The organism is Burkholderia singularis (assembly GCF_001718875.1).
Lineage (GTDB): Bacteria > Pseudomonadota > Gammaproteobacteria > Burkholderiales > Burkholderiaceae > Burkholderia > Burkholderia singularis.
In genome coordinates, this window is sequence record NZ_CP013449.1 from 888912 (window position 1) to 907885 (window position 18974).

Genomic DNA, 18974 nt, shown 5'->3' on the forward strand with positions numbered 1-18974 from the left:
GAGCGCTGGAGGCCGGTAATTCGCTGCATGGCGGGCACTCGCCGTCTGCGGTGTTCCAGCCTGATTCTGCGGGACTGCTGCGCAAGCGCGGCCCGGGCGGCGGCGCTTGCAATTCTCGTCACGCCGCTTGCGGCGCGACCGTGCGGGCCGGCCGATGTATCAGCACCGGGATCGACTTCGAGGTCGGGGTATTGCAGACGTCGCCTACGCTGTCGAGCGGCACGAGCGGATTGGTTTCCGGATAGTACGCACCGAGACAGCCGCGCGGAATGTCATACGCAACGAGCAGGAAACCTTCGACGCGCCGTTCGATGCCGTCGTCCCACACCGTTTCGAGATCGACGCGTTCGCCCGCCTCGAAACCGAGCATCGCGAGATCCTCAGGATTCACGAATACCACGCGCCGCTGCCCGAACACGCCGCGATAGCGGTCGTCGAGTGCGTAGATCGTGGTGTTGTACTGATCGTGCGAGCGCGTCGTCATCAGCGTCATCAAGCGCTTGCCGTGGCGCGCGCGGGCGCGCTGGATCGGCGTGTCGGCGGGCAGCGGATGGACGATGAAATTCGCTCGGCCGGTGGGCGTCAGCCATTCGCGCTCGCGCGATTCGATTCGCAGATGAAAGCCACCTGGCCGGGCGATCCGCGCGTTGTAATCGTCGAAGCCGGCAATGGCGGCTTCGATCGCGTCGCGGATCTTCGCGTAATCGTTCATGTAGCCGAGCCAGTCGATCGCGCCTTCGCTGCCGAACAGCGCGTCGCCGAGCCGCGCGACGATCGCGGTCTCCGACAGCAGGTTCGGCGACGCCGGTTTGTTCATCCCATACGACACGTGCACCATGCTCATCGAATCCTCGACCGTCACGCCTTGAGCGACGCCGTTCTGCATGTCGATCTCGGTGCGCCCGAGCGTCGGCAGGATCAGCGCGTTGCGGCCGTGAACGAGATGGCTGCGGTTGAGTTTGGTCGTGATATGGACGGTCAGGTCGCAGTTGCGCAAACCTTGCCAGGTGCGCGGCGTGTCCGGCGTCGCCATCGCGAAGTTGCCGCCGAGCCCGATGAACACGTCGATGCGGCCGTCGAGCATTGCCTCGATGGTTTCGACGACGTCATAGCCGTGCTCGCGCGGCGGCTCGAAGCCGAATACGCGGCCGAGCCGCGTGAGGAAGGCCGCGCTCGGCTTTTCCTCGATGCCGACCGTGCGATTGCCCTGGACGTTCGAATGTCCGCGCACGGGGCACAGGCCGGCGCCGGGGCGGCCGATATTGCCGCGCATCATCATCAGGTTCGATAGCATCTGCACGGTGGCCACCGAATGTTTGTGCTGAGTGAGACCCATGCCCCACGTCGCGATCACGCGCTTGCCGCGTGCGTAGACTTGCGCGAGCGCATCGATCTGTTCATATCGCACGCCGCTTTGCGCGCTTAGCGCGGCCCAGTCCTGCGCGCGCAGATCCGCGGCGAACGCGTCGAAGCCGTGCGTATGCGCGGCGATGAACTCCACGTCGAGCACGCGCGCGCCGCCGCGCTCGCGCGCGGCATCGTCAAGTTCGAGCACACGTTTGGCGACTCCCTTGATCAGCGCGAAATCGCCGCCGATCGACGGCTGCACGAACATCGACGCGATCGGCGTGCTAGACATCGCCAACATTTCCGCCGGATGTTGCGGGCTCGCGAAGCGTTCGAGTCCGCGCTCCCGAAGCGGATTGATCGATACGATCGCCGCGCCTCGCCGCGCGCATTCGCGCAGTTCACCCAGCATTCGCGGATGGTTGGTCGCGGGATTTTGGCCGAAGATCAGCAGCGTATCGGCCTGCTCGAAATCGTCGAGCGTGACGGTGCCCTTGCCGACGCCGACCGTCGCCGGCAGCCCGCGGCTCGTTGCCTCGTGGCACATGTTCGAGCAATCGGGGAAATTGTTCGTGCCGTAGCGCCGCCCGAGCAGCTGATAGAGAAACGCGGCCTCGTTGCTTGCGCGGCCTGACGTGTAGAATGCCGCGCGATTCGGATCGTCCAGCGCGCGCAGATGCCGCGCGATCAGCGCGAACGCGTCGTCCCATGCGATCGGCGCGTAGCGGTCGGTCGCGGCGTCGTAGATCATCGGGTCGGTGAGCCGCCCGTGCTGCTCGAGTTCGTAATCGGATTGCGCGAGCAGCGACGTGACGGTGTGCTCGGCGAAGAATGCCGGCGTCACGCGCTTCGCGGTCGCTTCGGCCGCAACGGCCTTCACGCCGTTCTCGCAGAATTCGAAGGTCGACGCGTGCTCGCGGTCGGGCCACGCGCAGCCGGGGCAGTCGAAGCCGTCCGGCTGGTTCTGGCGCAGCAGCGTGCGGTAATTGACGCCCGGCACTTTTTCCTTGATCAGGTTGATCGCGACGTATTTGAGCGCGCCCCAACCACCGGCCGGATGGGCATACGGTTCGATGCGTGCGTCGGAATCCTTGCTTTTCATGAAGAGCGGATCGAATGGCAACGAGTCAAGCGTACGCGTGCGGCGGCGCCTACAGCGGCACACCTCGTTCGAAAGAAAAAGAGTACAGTTTGTGTTTTCGGCAAAATTTGACGGAAAACTGTACTTCATCGAAGCGATGAATCGACCATCGAAAAACAACGTGAAGCGTTACGAACAGCTTGCGGACGAGATCGACGCGATGATCCGGCGCGGCGTCTACCGGCCCGGCGAGCGCATTGCGTCGGTGCGGCAGGCAAGCCGCCAGCACGGGCTCAGCATGACGACCGTGGTGCGCGCGTACCTGGTGCTCGAAAGTCGCGGCGCGATCGAGAGCCGCCCGCAATCCGGCTATTTCGTGCGTGCGCGTGCGGATGCGGCGGCGCTCGAGTTGCGCGCGTCGGCGCCCGATGCCGCGCCGTCGGCCGTCGACGTGAGCCGGCTCGTGTTGTCGACGCTGCGCTCGATCGCGCGCGACGACGCGGTGCCGCTCGGCTCGCCGTACCCGGATTCGACACCGTTCCCGTCGCAGCGCATCGCGCGGCATGCCCATGCGATCGCGCTGCGCCGTACCCGATGGGGCGTGATCGACGATCTGCCGCCCGGTAACCCAGCGCTCGTCAGGCAGATCGCGCGCCGTTACCTGGAGCATGGCCTCGCGCTCGATCCGCACGAGATCGTCGTGACGATCGGCGCGACCGAGGCGATCAACCTGTGCTTGCAGGCGGTCGCGAAGCCGGGCGATACGATCGCGGTCGAATCGCCGACGTTCTATGCGCTGCTGCATGCGATCGAGCGGCTCGGGATGCGTGCGGTCGAAGTCGCGACGCATCCGGGCGACGGGATCGACCTCGATGCGCTCGCACGGCTGCTCGAGCGCGAGCGCATTGCCGCCTGCATGGTGATGCCGAACTTCCAGAATCCGTTAGGGTTCCTGATGCCCGATGCACGCAAGCGCGCGCTCGTCGATCTGCTCGCGCGGCACGACGTGCCGGTAATCGAGAGCGACGTCTATCACGAGCTGTACTACGGCGACACGCGCCCGAGCACGTTAAAGGCGTTCGATACGCGCGGGCTTGTGCTGCATTGCGCGTCGTTCTCGAAAAGCCTGTCGCCTGCCTATCGGGTGGGCTGGACGATGCCGGGGCGTTATCGCGATCAGGTCGAAAAACTGAAATTCCTCAATACGCTCGCGACGCCCGCGATCGATCAGCTTGCGATCGCCGAGTATCTGCAGCACGGCGGCTATGATCGTCACCTGCGCCGCATTCGCAAGCTGTATGCGCAACAGGCGGGCCTGATGGCGGCGATGGTGCGGCGCTTCTTTCCCGATGGCACGCGGTTGTCGCAACCGAAGGGCGGCTACGTGCTGTGGGTCGAACTGCCGCGCGACGTCGACGCGATGGAGTTGTACCGGCTTGCGCTCGCGCAGCGGATCACGATCGGCCCGGGACACATGTTTTCGACGTCGGATGCGTATCGGCATTTCATCCGGCTGAATTACAGCTATCGTTGGTCGCCGCAGATCGAAGAGGCGATCAAGACGCTCGGCAGGCTGGCGGCCGCCTGTGCGCGGCGATGACGGGCAGACGAAAAAAGGCCAGGCGATGGATGCGAATCGTGAACATGACGGCGGCTCTGGCGGGCGCGCGCGTTTAAGCGAAGAAAGTGATGGGCAGGCAGGCGGCGACACACTCGATCCAGCGATCGTCGCGGTACTGTTGCGGCTGCGCGAGGCCGCTGTCGAGACGCCCGGCGGAGCATGGTCGCTTGCGAAGCTCAGCAAGCGTGCGCGCCTGCCGATGAGCGCGTTGCGGCGCGCGCTGACCCAGCTCGATGCGGCGGGCCTGACGCAAACGCTGATGCGTGACGACGCAACGGGCCGCGCCGTGCTGACCGCGCTGGGGCGCGAGTTGAGCGACGCGCTGGCCGAGCAGTGAGCGACGCACGCAGCCGGACCATGCGTGCGGCCCACGTCGCGCGGGCCGCGCACATGGCGGGCGGCTTACCTTAGAACCACCGCTTGTAACGCCGCACGTAGAAGGTCTTCACGGTCTGCGCGAGCGCGATATAGCCGGCCATCGTCGCGACGAGCCACAGCCAGTAGCTGCCCGGCAGTTGCGTGAAGCCGAGCGCACCCGCGAACGGCGAGAACGGCAGCCAGCAGCCGATCGCGATCGCAATGGCCGTCGACAGCAGCACCGGCAGGGCGGCGGTGCTTTGCAGGAACGGAATTTTCTGCGTGCGCAACAAATGCACGACGAGCGTTTGCGACACCAGACTCTCGATGAACCAGCCCGAGTTCATCATGATCTGGCCGCCCGCGCCGCCTTGCGCATGATATATCGCACCCGCGCCGAACACGGTCCACATCAGCACGTAGGTCGTGATGTCGAAGACGGACGAGGTCGGCCCGATCCACAGCATGAAGCGCCCGATGTTGTTAGCCTCCCACTTGCGCGGCTTCTTCAGGAATTCGGGGTCCATACGATCCCACGGCAGCAGCATTTGCGACGTGTCGTAGATCAGGTTGAGCACGAGCAATTGTGCGGCGAGCATTGGCTCCCACGGCAAAAACGCACTTGCGACCAGCACCGAGAGCACGTTGCCGAAATTCGAGCTGGCGGTCATGTTCAGATATTTGAGGATGTTGCCGAACGTTTCGCGCCCTTTGATCACGCCTTCCTCGAGCACCATCAGACTCTTTTCGAGCAGGATGATATCGGCGGTTTCCTTTGCGATGTCCGCGCCGCTATCGACCGAGATGCCGACGTCGGCGTCGCGCAATGCCGGTGCGTCGTTGATGCCGTCGCCGAGAAAGCCGACCGTGTGGCCGTTCGCCTGCAGTGCCTGGACGATGCGCGCTTTCTGCAGCGGCGTGAGCTTCGCGAACACCGTGGTTCGTTCAGCGGCCGCTTTGAGGGCGTTGTCGTCGAGCGCGTCGATTTCCGCGCCCACGAGCGGTCGGCCCGGCGCGAGGCCGACCTGGCGGCAGACGTTCAGCGTGACGCTCGGATTGTCGCCCGTCAGCACCTTGAGCGCCACGCCGTTCTCGCGCAATGCGGCGAGCGCCGGCGCGGCCGAATCCTTCGGCGGATCGAGAAAGGTGAGCAAACCGCGAATCACGAGATCGCGCTCGTCCGAGTTCCGGTACTGCTCGCGTTCGTCGCCGGGTGCGATCGCGCGAGTGGCGACGATCAGCACGCGAAAGCCGTCCTCGGCGTATGAGTTCGCGTGCGCGAGCAGCCGCTTGCGCCGGGCGGCGTCCAGCGGATGCACGCCGCTGCCGTCCTGCACATGTGACGACACGGCAAGCATCTCCTCGACCGCGCCCTTGCAGATCAGCAGATGCGCGCCGCGCGTATCCTCGACGACGACCGACAGCCGCCGCCGCACGAAATCGAACGGCAGCTCGTCGATCTTCCGGTAGTCATGGGGTTTTGCGCGCTCGCCGATCTGGTTCGCACGATTGACGATCGCGATGTCGATCAGGTTCTTCTGGCCGCTTTGATGAAAGCTGTTCAGCCAGGCCAGGCGCAGCACGTCCTCGTGCTTGCGGCCGCATACGTCGAGATGATGCTCGAGGATGATTTTGTCCTGCGTGAGCGTGCCGGTCTTGTCCGTGCAGAGCACGTCCATCGCCCCGAAGTTCTGCACCGAGTTCAGCCGCTTGACGACGACCTTGCGCCGCGCCATCGCGACCGCGCCGCGCGCGAGATTCGCGCTGACGATCATCGGCAGCATCTCCGGCGTGAGGCCGACTGCCACTGCGAGTGCGAAGGTGAGCGCGCTCAGCCAATCGCCTTTGGTGAGGCCGTTGATCGCGAAAACGATCGGCACCATCACGAACATGAAGCGGATCAGCAGCCAGCTCACGCTCGATACGCCGCGATCGAAGCTCGTTTCGACACGCTTGTGGCTGACGACGTTTTTCGCCAGCGCGCCGAAATACGTGTCGGGGCCGGTGGCGACGACTACCGCGCTTGCCGTGCCGCTCACGACGTTCGTGCCCATGAAGCACACGTTGGACAATTCGAGCAGCGAGCCGGGTTGCGTATCGCCGCCGGGCATCTCAAGCGTCGCGCATTTCTGCGCGACCGCGCCGAGCGTGTCGTACTTCTCGACGGGAAGTGCTTCGCCGGTGAGGGCCGCCTGACTGATAAACAAATCGCGTGATGCAATCAAGCGCACGTCGGCGGGAATCATGTCGCCGGCCGACAGATGCACGATGTCGCCGGCGACGACCTCTTGCATCGGCACATCCTGCTTGACGGGCTCGGCTGCATCGTCGGACCGGCGCTGAACGGTCGCCGTCGTGCGGACCATCGCCTTGAGCTTTTCGGCGGCGTGCAGCGAGCGGAATTCCTGAACGAAACGCAGCAGTGCGCTGATCGTCACCATCGTCAGCAAGATCGTGATGCCCACGTAATCGCGATCGTCCGGCGCGGCGAAATAGATGTCGGTGAAAAAACTGATCGCGGCGAGCGCGAGCAGCACGTAGACGAACGGATTGTGAAACGACTGCACAAGCTGACGGCTCCAATGAGGAGGTCTGTCGTGCGCGATTTCATTCGGGCCGTCCAGCAGCAGCCGATTCGCGGCGTCGGCCGCGGTGAGGCCGTGCGCGCTTGTGCGCAGATTCTTCAAGGTATCGTCGAGCGATTGCGCGGCTGCTTGCGCGATGCGCATCGAAGGGTGGCCGTTGGCGTTGTTGCGTGCGCCGTAATTCAGGAAGCCGCGCTGTTTGCGTTTCGATGGGATGGTTTGTTTCATTGGACGCTCCGTTTGCCGCGCGCGGCAAGCGGAAAGCGCCCGCGTTATCGACGAACGAGCGCGTCCCGCCGCTTCGCGCCGCGCGCGTTCGGCTGAATGGCAAAGAGATAGGGAAGGCCCGCCGGCGCAGGCGACGCGACGCGTGCGTCGCGCGCCGCCGCACCGGCGAGCGGTAATCGGCTACTGTCGTCTGCTTCCATCCGGACTCCTATCGATGGTTGACTTGGCGCGATCGCGCATCGGCGATCGACGTGGCACGGCACGCAGCGCAATTAAGCGAGCGAAGCGGCGTGCAAGCAATGGCGCGCATGGCGGCGGCCATACGCGTGCGGGCGAACGCGTGCCGGCGCGCGAGAGCGCGGGCATGGTTCATTCAAGAAATCGTCGCGGGAAAGTCGGGCCGCAATGGCCTGAAAGACGCCGCATCCTGCTGGCCGGGATGCGGCAGAAGCGGGGGGGCTCTGCGCGAATGCCTCAGTCAGCAGTCGAGCCGGTGTGGGACCGACTACAACTCGCATCGGGGTTCACGGAACGCTCCAGATATTAAGACGGGGCGATGGTAATGGGTCGGTGTGCGAAGCGTCAAGTTTTTTACGGCCGGTTGACGTGTGGGCTGCGGACCGCTTGCGAACGTGGCGCGGGGCTCGGCGGCGGCGTGACCGCCGAGCGCGGTGTGACGCACGCAGATATGCGTTGGCCGCGGCGTGCATTGTCCGTCATGGGGTTGCGGATGCAACGGCCTGCCCCGCATCGACGATTCCGGCGCCCGGCGCACGGGCGAGGCACGATGCGCTTGCCGCAGACGCCCGTGCGGTGCGCGTGAGTTTCTGCGCGATTTGCGCGGGCGTGAGCGCCGGATTGGCCGCGAGCATCAGCGCAGCAACGCCCGCAACCTGCGGCGCGGCGAAACTCGTGCCGGTGCGCACGCTGTAGGTGTCTTGAGCCGGCGCTGTCGTGCCTGTGTTGGACGTCGACAGAATATCCGTGCCCGGCGCGCTCAACGTGACATATGCGCCGAAGTTGCTGTACCACGCGCGCAGGCCGGTGTGGTCGGTCGCACCGACTGCGATCACGCCTTTGCAGTTTGCCGGACGATCGAGCGTCGTCGAGCGGCCGTCGTTGCCGGCTGCGACGATGACAGTCGCGCGTTGCGCGGTCACGTCGTCGATTGATGGAAGGCGGGATCGGTCGGCGTTGCATGGGCGAACACGCGGCGATCCGGCTCCGCGTAGGAGACATCCGGATCGGATGCGAATGCTTGCGCAAGCGTATCGGCAGTGTCGGCATTCAGTTTTTGTCCGAGTGCGATCAGCAGCGCGCCGTCGGAGATCGTGCGCTCGGCCTGCATCGAGCCCGATGCGCTTCGTTGTGCGTAGGCGGACACGGCTCCCTGTTTGCCGCTCCATCGTGCGGCAACCCGCCGGATAACGGCGTCGATGCGCGCCGCGCTGCGCGCCTCGGCCAGGATGTGCGCCCCCGCGGGCGCGGCGGCAGACGTGACGGGCGCGGCAGCCGCTTCGCGCAGCTTGACGATCAGATGATCGACGCTCGCGGGTGCACGCTCGTTCGCCCGCGCAACCGATGTGCTGTGGGTATTCGACGGGGCTTGCGTGGCGGTGCAAGAGGCCGCCGTATTCGGCGGGGCGGCTTGAGAGGGAGGCGAGGGCGCCGGCGTGGAGGCGGGCATGGGCGCAGGTATGAAAGGAGCCGGCATCGGTTGTGCTGCCGGCGACGGGGTGGTGCTTCCGTCGCCGCCTCCGCAGCCGGACAGCGCGCCGAGGAGGCACAGCGAGACGGCGCCGGCGAATGCGTGGGGTTGACCGGGCCGCGTCTTGTGGGCTTGGTTGCGGGTTCGATTCATGACGCCTGGGTTATCGCTGGGGCCGCACGGGTTGGTTCGGGCTCCTCGTGATCGGCGCGGATTCGTCCGATTGGGGCTTTGAGGCGGGTAACGGCAGGGATCGGGATTTCTTGATGGCGCAGCGGCAGATATTGCCGATCGAGACGACCCGGCGCCGTAGAAACTGCCTGGTCGCGGCGTATACCGGACAGATCGATGGCCGAGTATTTTTTGATCGCATTACGATCGGTTTTCGTTCACCCTTTCAGGAGGCAATCATGGGCGTCCGATTGAATTTGCAATGGATCGCGGCTGCCGTTGTTTGCGTCGCGGCGGGCGCGGCGCATGCGCAGGAATTGGCCGGCACGCTGAAGAAGATCAAGGAGACGGGCGTTGTCGGGCTCGGCATTCGCGAATCGTCGGTGCCGTTCTCCTATTCGGACAACCAACAGAAGAACATCGGCTATTCGCGCGACATCGCGGCGAAGATCATCGACGAGATCAAGCGGCAGTTGAAACTGCCGGCGCTTATCGTCAAGGAGATTCCGATCACGTCGCAGAACCGCATTGCGCTGGTACAGAACGGCACGATCGATTTCGAATGCGGATCGACGACGAACACGCTCGAGCGGCAGAAGCAGGCGGCGTTCTCGAACAGTATTTTCTTGTACGGCATTCGCTTCAGTACCCGCAAGGATTCGGGCATCAAGGATTTCGGCGATCTGGCGGGCAAGACCGTCGCGACGACGGCCGGCACCTCCGACGAGCGGCTGCTGCGCAAGCTCAACGAAGACAAGGCGATGAACATGACGATCATCAGCGCGAAGGATCACGCGGAAGCGTTCATGAACGTGACGACGGGGCGGGCGGTGGCGTTCGTGATGGATGAGCCGCTGTTGTATGGCGAACTGGCCAAGGAGAAGAACCCGTCCGTGTACCAGGTGACGGGCACGCCGCTCGTTCATGAGAACTATGCATGCATGATGCGCAGGGACGATCCCGCATTCAAGCAATGGATCGACGCGGTGATTGCGAGGATGCAGACCTCCGGCGATGCCGAAAAACTCTACGACAAATGGTTTACGCAGCCGATCCCGCCACGCGGGCTGAATCTCAATTATCCGTTGTCACCGGAAATGCGGGCGCTTTTCCGCAGCCCGAGCGATCGTGCGCAGTACTGAACTGCGCAGGCCGTCGCCGGGATTTGCTCTTTGATGGGACTGCCGGAATAGTGCAATACGCTGATACGAAATAACTTCTTGCTAGAAACGCAAAAACGGCTAGAACTCATATTGTTGCAAAAAGCTGGCGATATTTAGATCGCCGGAGGGGATTGTTCAAATCGCGGCGAGCGCGTACATTTCGAGTCCGCATCGAAGTTTGAGAAATATCAAGATAGGTTTTCCCGTATTCGGTGCAAGAGAGAAGGAACAATGAACAACGACATCACCCCCCATACGCGTCGCTCGGGCGACGCCGCCGGGCCTGCCGCGGGCGGGCTCACCCGGCGCCAATGGCTGCAAGGCGCGCTGGCGCTGACGGCGGCGAGCCTCGCCGGCTCGCTGACGTTGCGGGCGCTGGCCGATACGCCGAGCAAGGCGCCCCTCGACGCGTTCATGACGTTGTCCGAAGCATTGACGGGCAAGACCGGGCTCGATCGCACCGTCGGCGAACGGTTGCTGGCGGCGTTGCAAAAGGGCTCGCTGTCGTTCGGCGATCAGTTGCCGAAGCTTGCGGGCGCGCTCGCATCGAATGCGCTCACCGCCGAGCAGGAAGCTGTCGCGCTGAAGATCCTGGAGGCGTGGTACACCGGGCTCGTCGACAACACGGTGATCACCTATGAGGACGCGCTGATGTTCAGCGTCGTGTCCGATACGCTGGTGGTCCGCTCTTACTGCCCCAACAAGCCCGGATTCTGGGCCGACAAATCGATCGAGAGGCAAGCCTGATGGCCGATACACAACAAGCCGATGTCGTCGTGGTCGGCTCGGGCGTCGCGGGCGCGATCGTCGCCCATCAGCTCGCGTTGGCGGGCAAGTCGGTGATTTTGCTGGAAGCGGGCCCGCGGCTGCCGCGCGGCGAGATCGTCGAACGCTTTCGCAACCAGGCGGACAAGATGGATTTCATGGCGCCGTATCCGTCGACGGCGTGGGCGCCGCATCCGGAATACGGTCCGCCGAACGATTACCTGGTATTGAAAGGCGAGCACAAGTTCAACTCGCAGTACATCCGTGCCGTGGGCGGCACGACGTGGCACTGGGCCGCGTCGGCATGGCGCTTCCTGCCGAACGACTTCAAGATCAAGACGGTGTACGGCGTGGGGCGCGATTGGCCGCTTCAATATGACGATCTCGAGCACTACTATCAACGCGCCGAGGAGGAACTGGGCGTCTGGGGGCCGGGACCGGAAGAGAACCTGGGCTCGCCGCGCAGCCAGCCGTATCCGATGCCGCCGCTGCCGCTGTCGTATAACGAGCAGACGATCAAGACGGCGCTGAACGCGCACGATGCGTCTTTCCATGTGGTGACGGAGCCGGTGGCGCGCAACAGCCGGCCATACGACGGCCGGCCGACCTGTTGCGGCAACAACAACTGCATGCCGATCTGCCCGATCGGCGCGATGTACAACGGGATCGTGCATGTCGAGAAAGCGCAGCGCGCGGGCGCGAAGCTGATCGAGAACGCGGTGGTCCACAAGCTCGAAGTCGGCGCGCAGAAGAAGATCACGGCGGCGCTGTACAAGGATCCGCAGGGTGTCGAGCACCGCGTCGAGGGCAAATACTTCGTGCTGGCGGCCAACGGGATCGAGACGCCGAAGCTGATGCTGATGTCGACGAGCCATGATTTCCCGAACGGCGTGGGCAACAGCTCCGACATGGTGGGCCGCAATCTGATGGACCACCCCGGCACCGGCGTGTCGTTCTATGCGAGCGAGAAGCTGTGGCCGGGCCGTGGCCCGCAGGAAATGACCTCGCTGATCGGGTTTCGCGACGGCGCGTTCCGTGCGACGCAGGCAGGGAAGAAAATCCATTTGTCGAACCTGTCGCGGATCGATCAGGAAACGCAGAAGATTTTCAAGAGCGGCAAGCTGATCAAACCGGCCGAACTGGATGCGCAGATCCGCGACCGTTCGGCGCGCTACGTGCAGTTCGACTGCTTCCACGAGATCCTGCCGCAGCCGGAGAACCGGATCGTGCCGAGCAGGAGCGCAACGGATGCGATCGGCATCGCGCGCCCGGAGATCACTTACCGGATCGACGATTACGTGAAGCGCGGCGCCGTGCATACGCGCGAGGTATACGCGACGGCGGCGAAGGTGCTGGGTGGCACGGACGTGGTGTTCAACGACGAATTCGCGCCGAACAACCACATCACGGGCGCGACGATCATGGGCGCGGACCCTCGCGATTCGGTGGTCGACAAGGACTGCCGAACGTTTGATCACGCGAACCTGTTCATCTCGAGCAGCGCGACGATGCCGACGGTGGGCACGGTGAACGTGACGCTGACGATCGCGGCATTGGCGCTGCGGATCTCGGACCAGTTGAAGAAGGAAATCTGACGTGCTGAAACATATTCTTTCCTTCGTGCTGGCCGGCTGCTTCGCATGGCCGGGGTTGTCGAGCGCAGCGGGCGCGTCGTCGTCGCCGGCGGCGGCCGCGCCGGCCGCTGCCGCAGTCGCGCCGGCGGCAGCTGCGTCGGGCGACGCGGCGCTCGTCGAGCGGGGCCGCTACCTGGCGGTCGCGGGCGACTGCATGGCTTGTCACACTGCAAAGGGCGGCAAGCCGTTCGCGGGTGGGCTGCCGATGCCGGTGCCGATGCTCGGCAAGATCTACACGAGCAACATCACGCCGGACGCGGACAACGGCATCGGCAAGTGGACGCTCGAGGATTTCGAGCGTGCGGTGCGTCATGGCGTGTCCAAGAACGGCGACAATCTGTATCCGGCAATGCCTTACGTGTCGTATGCGAAGGTCAGTGACGACGACGTGAAGGCGCTATATGCGTATTTCATGCACGGCGTCGAGCCGGTCAAGCAGGCGCCGCCGAGCAACGAGATTCCGTGGCCGCTCAATATGCGCTGGCCGTTGAAGATCTGGAACGCGCTGTTCCTGAAGGACGGCCCGTATCAGCCCAAGCCGAATCAGAGTGTCGAGTGGAACCGCGGCGCGTACCTGGTGCAGGGGCTCGCGCATTGCGGGACGTGCCACACGGCGCGCGGCGTGACCATGCAGGAGAAGTCGCTGGACGAGACGGGCGGCAGTTTCCTGTCGGGCTCGGTGCTGGCCGGCTGGGAAGGCTACAACATCACGTCGGACCGGAACGCGGGGATCGGCGATTGGACACAGCCGCAGCTCGTCCAGTACCTGCGCACGGGCAGCGTGCCGGGGCTGGCGCAGGCAGCGGGTCCGATGGCCGAGGCGATCGAGCATAGCTTCTCACGAATGACGGACGCAGACCTCGGCGCGATCGCGACGTATATCCGCACGGTGCCGGCGGTGAGCGACGGCAGCAAGCAGTCGCGCTCGTCATGGGGCAAGCCGACGAACGACGGCGTGAAGTTACGCGGCGTCGCGCTGTCGTCAGCGGGTGTCGATCCGGCGCGGCTTTACCTGGGCAACTGCGCGACATGCCACCAGATGCGTGGCAAGGGCACGCCGGACGGTTACTATCCGCCGCTGTTCCACAATTCGACGGTGGGCGCGTCGAATCCGACGAATCTGGTGCAGGTGATTCTGCACGGCGTGCAGCGCAAGGCGGGCAGCGAGGATGTCGGGATGCCTGCATTCGGCTACGAACTGTCTGATGCGCAGATCGCCGCGCTCACGAACTACGTGACCCAGCAGTTCGGCAATCCGGGCGCGAAGCAGGTGACCGATCAGGATGTCGCGAAGCTGCGCGCCGCGCGGTAACGTTCGCATTCCGCGCGCTGAACCAGCCGCGCGACGAGCCGCCGGGCGCCGGCCTGGCGGCTGGAAGAATCTGGGCAAGGGGGCACGCTTGCGCTGCCAGCGTCGCCGCCCGTGCGAACGGTCAACATGCCCATGATTCCCCGTTTGCTGCAATGTGCCGCATAGGCCGGTGGTTCCGTCCGGACATATCCGTCGGCACTGGCTCGGCTATTGTTGCGATCGCCGGCGGCACGGTAATGCCGATTGACCGCGAGCCCGTTGCCGGCCGGCAGACTCGTCGCGAGCGGCGGTAACGCAAGGCCGTGCGGGCCGTATCCATGCCGATGCCGCCGCATGGACACCGGGCTTCGCATGAGCGCAAACCATCAGCGGTTAAACCGTCGGCAGTGACGAACGGCTGCGCGGGACCGCAAAGCCTGTTTTTCACGGGGTTATCGTTGATTTATTGAGTTTTTGACTCTATTCTTCGCCCCTTTCGTCCGGGTTGGGCAGGCGGGCGCGGATGTCGGCGTCTGTCGGCAGACGTGCGTCGGGCGGCGCGTGGTGTGCCATAGAGAAAAGTTTATCGAGATGTTCAGAACAATACGCTGGGTTGTAACGGGTTTGGTGGTTTCGTTGACTGCGCTGTCCGCGCAGGCGGCCGAGACGAAGAAGGTGGATGTGCTGCTGGTGGGCGGCGGGATCATGAGTTCGACGCTCGGCGTGTGGTTGCACGAACTGCAGCCCGATTGGTCGATGATGATGGTCGAGCGGCTCGACGGTGTTGCGCAGGAGAGTTCGAACGGCTGGAACAATGCCGGCACCGGCCATTCCGCGCTGGCGGAACTCAACTACACCCCCGAAAAGCCGGACGGCTCGATCGATATTTCGAAGGCGATCGAAATCAACGAGGCGTTCCAGGTATCGCGCCAGTTCTGGGCGTGGCAGGTGAAGAACGGCGTGCTGAAGAACCCGCGCTCGTTCATCAACTCGACGCCGCATATGAGCTTCGTCTGGGGCGACGACAATGTCCGCTATCTGAAGAAGCGCTACGAAGCATTGCAGGCGAGCCCGCTGTTCCGTGGCATGCAGTATTCCGAGGACTACGAACAGATCAAGAAGTGGGTGCCGCTGATGATGGAGGGCCGCGATCCGAAGCAGAAAGTCGCGGCCACCTGGACCCCGATCGGCACCGACGTGAACTTCGGCGAGATCACGCGCCAGTTCGTCGCCTATTTGCAGAGCCAGCCGAATTTCGCGCTGTCGCTGTCGAGCGAGGTGCGCGAGATCAAGCGCAATGCCGACGGCACGTGGCATGTGGCTTACGTGAACACGAAGACCGGAGGCGACGAGCAGGGCGTCGATGCGAAGTTCGTATTCATTGGCGCGGGCGGCGGCGCGCTGCGGCTGCTGCAGGCGTCGGGCATTCCCGAGGCGAAGGATTACGGCGCGTTCCCGGTCGGCGGCTCGTTTCTCGTGACGGACAATCCCGATATCGTGCGCCGGCATCTCGCGAAGGCTTATGGCAAGGCGTCGGTCGGCTCGCCGCCGATGTCGGTGCCGCATCTCGACACGCGGATCATCGACGGTAAGAAAATCATCCTGTTCGGGCCGTTCGCGACATTCTCGACGAAATTTCTGAAGCAGGGCTCATATTTCGACCTGCTCAAGAGCGCCAATATGCACAACGTAATGCCGATGATGCATGTGGGCGTCGACGAGTTCGCGCTCGTCGAATATCTCGCGGGGCAGTTGATGTTATCTGATGACGACCGCTTCAACGCGCTGAAGGAGTATTTCCCGAATGCGAAGAAGGAAGACTGGCGCTTGTGGCAGGCTGGCCAGCGCGTGCAGATCATCAAGCGCGATAGCGGCAAGGGCGGCGTGCTGAAGCTCGGCACCGAGATCGTCAGTGCGAAGGACGGCAGCATCGCGGGTTTGCTCGGAGCATCGCCGGGCGCGTCGACCGCCGCGCCGATCATGCTGAGCCTGTTGCAAAAAGTGTTCAAGGACAGAGTCGCGACGCCGGCATGGCAGGACAAGCTTCGTCAAATCGTGCCCAGCTACGGGACGAAGCTCAACGACGATCCGGCCAAGGTCTACCGGGAGTGGGTCGAAACGAGCGAGGTGCTGCAACTCGCGCCGCCGCCGCAGATCGACTTGAGTGCGCCTTCGCCGCGCGCGGCCGTGCCGGTTGCGCCGCGCCCCGCGAAAGCGGCGCAGGATATGGCGCTGTAACCGCAACGGCGCTCGCGAAGCGCTCAGTTCCGGCCTGCCGGCGAGCGGAGCGTCTTCGCCCCGGCGCAGCGGCGATCCGGCGAGTTTGGCCGGCCGTGATGCCGGCCGATTGCAGGCGGCGGATGATTCGCGTTGGCGCCATGCCGCGTAACGACGCTGAAGCGGCATGGCTGTATGCATCGATCCAGAGGGGCTGATTCGGCGCGCGTGCGCCCGCTATCCGGCCGGGCGCGCACGGATTGCCGGGTGATATTCGCGCCGCGCCGCCCGCGAGGCAGCGGCCGTTCGGCATCAACGGCGTTCGACGAATATGTCGCGGTAGCTGCCGTAGATTGCCAGCAGCGGCAGTGCCGTGACGAGCGGCGTGGCAACGAGCGCGCGCAACATCGCGCTCATCGCCGGCAGCAACGCGGCGGCGCAAACGAATGCAAGCACGCAAACTAGCGCGATCCGCCAATTGAGTGCGGCGGCCTTCAGGCTTGCCGCCATTGCTTCGAGTGGCGAGGCATCGTGCAGCACCACGAGCGCGGGCGCGAACCCACTCGCAGCGAGCGCGATAATCAGCGCCGGCACGCCGGGCGCAATCCCGGTCATGCCGTGCGGTGCGTGCGCGAATGCGCGCACGTCGTTCGACGCGGCAATCGACTGCAAGATGTCCCGCATGCCGATGGCGAACACATAAGCTATCGCCCAGTACGCAAGCATCGCGAATGCCACGACGAGCAGCGCGTCGCGCCGCGCAAGCACGATCGACTTGATTTCGCTGAACGTGGCGGCGCGCCCGGATTGCGCGCGATGCTGCGCGGCAATCAGGATGCCGACCGCATACGGCACCAGTAACAGTGCGAGCGGGCTCAGCAGCGGGGCGAGTTGCGCGAACGTTGCGATGTCCGCGCACAGCAGCATGACGCTCAGCCACAGCAGCGGTTGTGCGCAGGCGGCCTGCCAGCCGTGCGCAAGCCAGCCGCCGATGCGGGCGACGCGGACCATGCGGCCGTCCGGATACGGCAGCAAGGCAAGCGGCGACGGGCGGGCGTTCCGGTGAACGAGTCTTAAATATTCGGTGCTCATGTTGGTCTCCTTGCTTGAGGCGAAGCGAAGATAGGCTCAGGCTCGGCGCGCCGGCTGCTCAAGCCGATGCGTCGCGCTCCAGGCTGGCGGAGATCGCGCCGATCTGCCGCCTGACGTAGCGGGCGAGCGCGCGCCACGTGATACGGGTAAGCCATATGCAGAACAACAGGCCGGCGATACCGATCGGCAGCATCGCGAGCGACGCGCGCGACGAGTAGCCGGAAAGCGCGTTGATGTCCGACGCGACGATGTGCACATGCTGGTTCGCCGTGTCGATCGCAATCTGTCCGTTCTCGATCGCGACCGATGCCGGTCCGTCATGAACGGCCGCGCCGGTGGTTTTACCGTGCTCGTCCTCGGTGAAGCTCGCCGTCTTGCCGTCGTCACCGGCAATGCTCCAAATGGTCGATGGATTGTCGCGGCCGGTGCGCGCAAGCGACACGCGGTCGCCGTCGTCGGTGTGAAGCTCGAGTGAGATGACGTCGCGGCGCGCGATCGTGAACGCGGCGTCGCCATCGGGCGTGAGCAGCTTGCGCGCGGCTTCGCTCGGCGTGTCGATCACGGGCTTGTCGTCCTGCACGCGCAGGACGATCGGGCCTGCGGATGTCACGATCGAGATGCGCGTGCCGTCGTCGAGCATCAGCCGGTAGCGATCGCCGACCACCTTCAGCGCGTCGATGTCGTCGAGCGTCAGCGTGCCGTGGCGGGCGTCGCGATGCTTGGCATCGCCGGCACTGCCGTCGAACAAATGAATGCTGAACGGTGCCGTCTCGGCCGGCTTGCCGAGCAGCGCGTGGCTGCCGAACAGCGCGAGCGCGACTAGCCCGGCAACCGTGAGCGCGCCCGAAGCGATATAGCCGGCCGTGAGCACCAGCATGTAGAGCATCAACGGCACGAGCAGCACCAGATGCAGCAGGCCGAGCCCGGCGATCGAGCCGACGACTCGCATCAAGTTGCCGAACGAGCGGCGTTTTTCCCAGCGCCGGTAATTCGCCTGTGCTTTCAGCTCGCGCGCGAGCCTGGCCGGATCGCCGAGCGCGGCGATCACGTCTTCTTCATTGCGCCCGGCCGCGATTGCATCGCCGATGTATTCCCGATAATCGGCGACGATCTCGTCGACCGCCTCTTTGGGCAGACTGCGCAGTTCGTGCCGCAATTGCTGAATGAACGCATCCTGTTTCATCTTGGCTCCTTATCGTCCGCTGTCGGGCCGGGCAAGCCCAATACGCCGTTGACTTCGTCGACGAAGCTGCGCCATTCGTCTTCCATCTCACGCAGCGCGCGCCGTCCTTCGGCCGTGACCGAGTAGTACTTTCGGGGCGGCCCCGAATTCGATTCGACGAGGTAGGTCGACACCCACGATTCGCCCTGCAAGCGCCGCATCAGCGGGTAGATCGTGCCTTCGCTGATTTCCATCGTGGCCGACAGCGTCGATACCAATTCATATGCATAGCTGTCGCCGCGTGCGAGCACCGCGAGAACGCACATGTCGAGCGTGCCTTTCTTCAGTTGGGTCTTCATGCCGATCGGTTTAACCTGCGTTGCAAGGTATTGTGTAATGCATGATACTGCGTGACAGCACAGACCTTGGAAAACGTGGTTGCACTATAGCAGCCGCTATTGTTCTATGCAAGGTACCGTTTTATACAAGCCTTTTAGATACGATGCGAGGCGACGAAGGGCGGGCCGGACGCATGCGCGGGGCCCGCTTGGG

General features: G+C 64.3%; 12 protein-coding genes and 1 pseudogene. 7 read left to right on the top strand and 6 right to left on the bottom strand.

The window, feature by feature from the left end; translation table 11 throughout:
- Window positions 1-118 precede the first annotated feature (118 nt).
- Window positions 119-2449: an FdhF/YdeP family oxidoreductase gene (locus AQ611_RS19815; RefSeq protein ID WP_069235775.1), complete on the bottom strand. Its 2331-nt coding sequence runs from the start codon at window positions 2447-2449 to the stop codon at window positions 119-121.
- A 160-nt stretch (window positions 2450-2609) separates the two neighbouring features.
- Here AQ611_RS19815 and AQ611_RS19820 point away from each other — a divergent pair, with 160 nt between their 5' ends.
- The gene (locus AQ611_RS19820) at window positions 2610-4028 is read left to right on the top strand and encodes an aminotransferase-like domain-containing protein (protein WP_069236414.1); all 1419 of its coding nucleotides are present in this window, start codon (window positions 2610-2612) and stop codon (window positions 4026-4028) included.
- 25 nt (window positions 4029-4053) lie between these two features.
- Window positions 4054-4386 carry a hypothetical protein gene (locus AQ611_RS19825; protein ID WP_069236415.1) on the top strand — a complete coding sequence of 111 codons (333 nt, stop codon included), beginning with the start codon at window positions 4054-4056 and terminating at the stop codon, window positions 4384-4386.
- A gap of 70 nt (window positions 4387-4456) precedes the next feature.
- Here AQ611_RS19825 and mgtA read toward each other — a convergent pair whose 3' ends face one another.
- Together mgtA and AQ611_RS19835 are read right to left on the bottom strand one after the other, a co-directional pair.
- The gene (mgtA, locus tag AQ611_RS19830; RefSeq protein ID WP_083237468.1) at window positions 4457-7219 is read right to left on the bottom strand and encodes a magnesium-translocating P-type ATPase; all 2763 of its coding nucleotides are present in this window, start codon (window positions 7217-7219) and stop codon (window positions 4457-4459) included.
- Between the two features lie 716 nt (window positions 7220-7935).
- A pseudogene (locus AQ611_RS19835) lies at window positions 7936-8846 on the bottom strand (S8 family serine peptidase); the annotation flags it as partial.
- Window positions 8847-9337: 491 nt separating this feature from the next.
- Between AQ611_RS19835 and AQ611_RS19840 the strand changes: the two are divergent.
- From AQ611_RS19840 to mqo, 5 genes are all read left to right on the top strand, one after another.
- The gene (locus tag AQ611_RS19840) at window positions 9338-10240 is read left to right on the top strand and encodes a glutamate/aspartate ABC transporter substrate-binding protein (protein WP_069236417.1); all 903 of its coding nucleotides are present in this window, start codon (window positions 9338-9340) and stop codon (window positions 10238-10240) included.
- 252 nt (window positions 10241-10492) lie between these two features.
- The gene (locus tag AQ611_RS19845) at window positions 10493-11008 is read left to right on the top strand and encodes a sugar dehydrogenase complex small subunit (RefSeq protein WP_069235776.1); all 516 of its coding nucleotides are present in this window, start codon (window positions 10493-10495) and stop codon (window positions 11006-11008) included.
- Window positions 11008-12621: a GMC family oxidoreductase gene (locus tag AQ611_RS19850; protein ID WP_059514383.1), complete on the top strand. Its 1614-nt coding sequence runs from the start codon at window positions 11008-11010 to the stop codon at window positions 12619-12621. Before AQ611_RS19845 ends, AQ611_RS19850 begins: the two co-directional genes overlap by 1 nt.
- Window position 12622: 1 nt before the next feature.
- Window positions 12623-13972 (top strand): cytochrome c, encoded by a 1350-nt coding sequence (locus tag AQ611_RS19855; RefSeq protein WP_069235777.1) that lies wholly within the window; start codon window positions 12623-12625, stop codon window positions 13970-13972.
- Window positions 13973-14542: 570 nt separating this feature from the next.
- Window positions 14543-16189 (top strand): malate dehydrogenase (quinone), encoded by a 1647-nt coding sequence (gene mqo / locus AQ611_RS19860; protein WP_069235778.1) that lies wholly within the window; start codon window positions 14543-14545, stop codon window positions 16187-16189.
- 291 nt (window positions 16190-16480) lie between these two features.
- Here the strand turns inward: mqo and AQ611_RS19865 are convergent, their stop codons facing one another.
- Genes AQ611_RS19865 through AQ611_RS19875 form a run of 3 tightly spaced genes read right to left on the bottom strand, consistent with a single transcriptional unit; the run spans window position 16481 to window position 18781 of the window.
- On the bottom strand, window positions 16481-17260 hold the full coding sequence (locus AQ611_RS19865; protein ID WP_069235779.1) for a hypothetical protein: 780 nt from the start codon (window positions 17258-17260) through the stop codon (window positions 16481-16483).
- A 58-nt stretch (window positions 17261-17318) separates the two neighbouring features.
- The gene (locus AQ611_RS19870) at window positions 17319-18443 is read right to left on the bottom strand and encodes a DUF1700 domain-containing protein (protein WP_069235780.1); all 1125 of its coding nucleotides are present in this window, start codon (window positions 18441-18443) and stop codon (window positions 17319-17321) included.
- Entirely contained in the window at window positions 18440-18781 is a 342-nt protein-coding gene (locus tag AQ611_RS19875) for a PadR family transcriptional regulator (protein ID WP_069235781.1), read from the bottom strand. The genes AQ611_RS19870 and AQ611_RS19875 overlap by 4 nt, the downstream gene beginning before the upstream one ends.
- Between the last annotated feature and the right edge of the window lie 193 nt (window positions 18782-18974).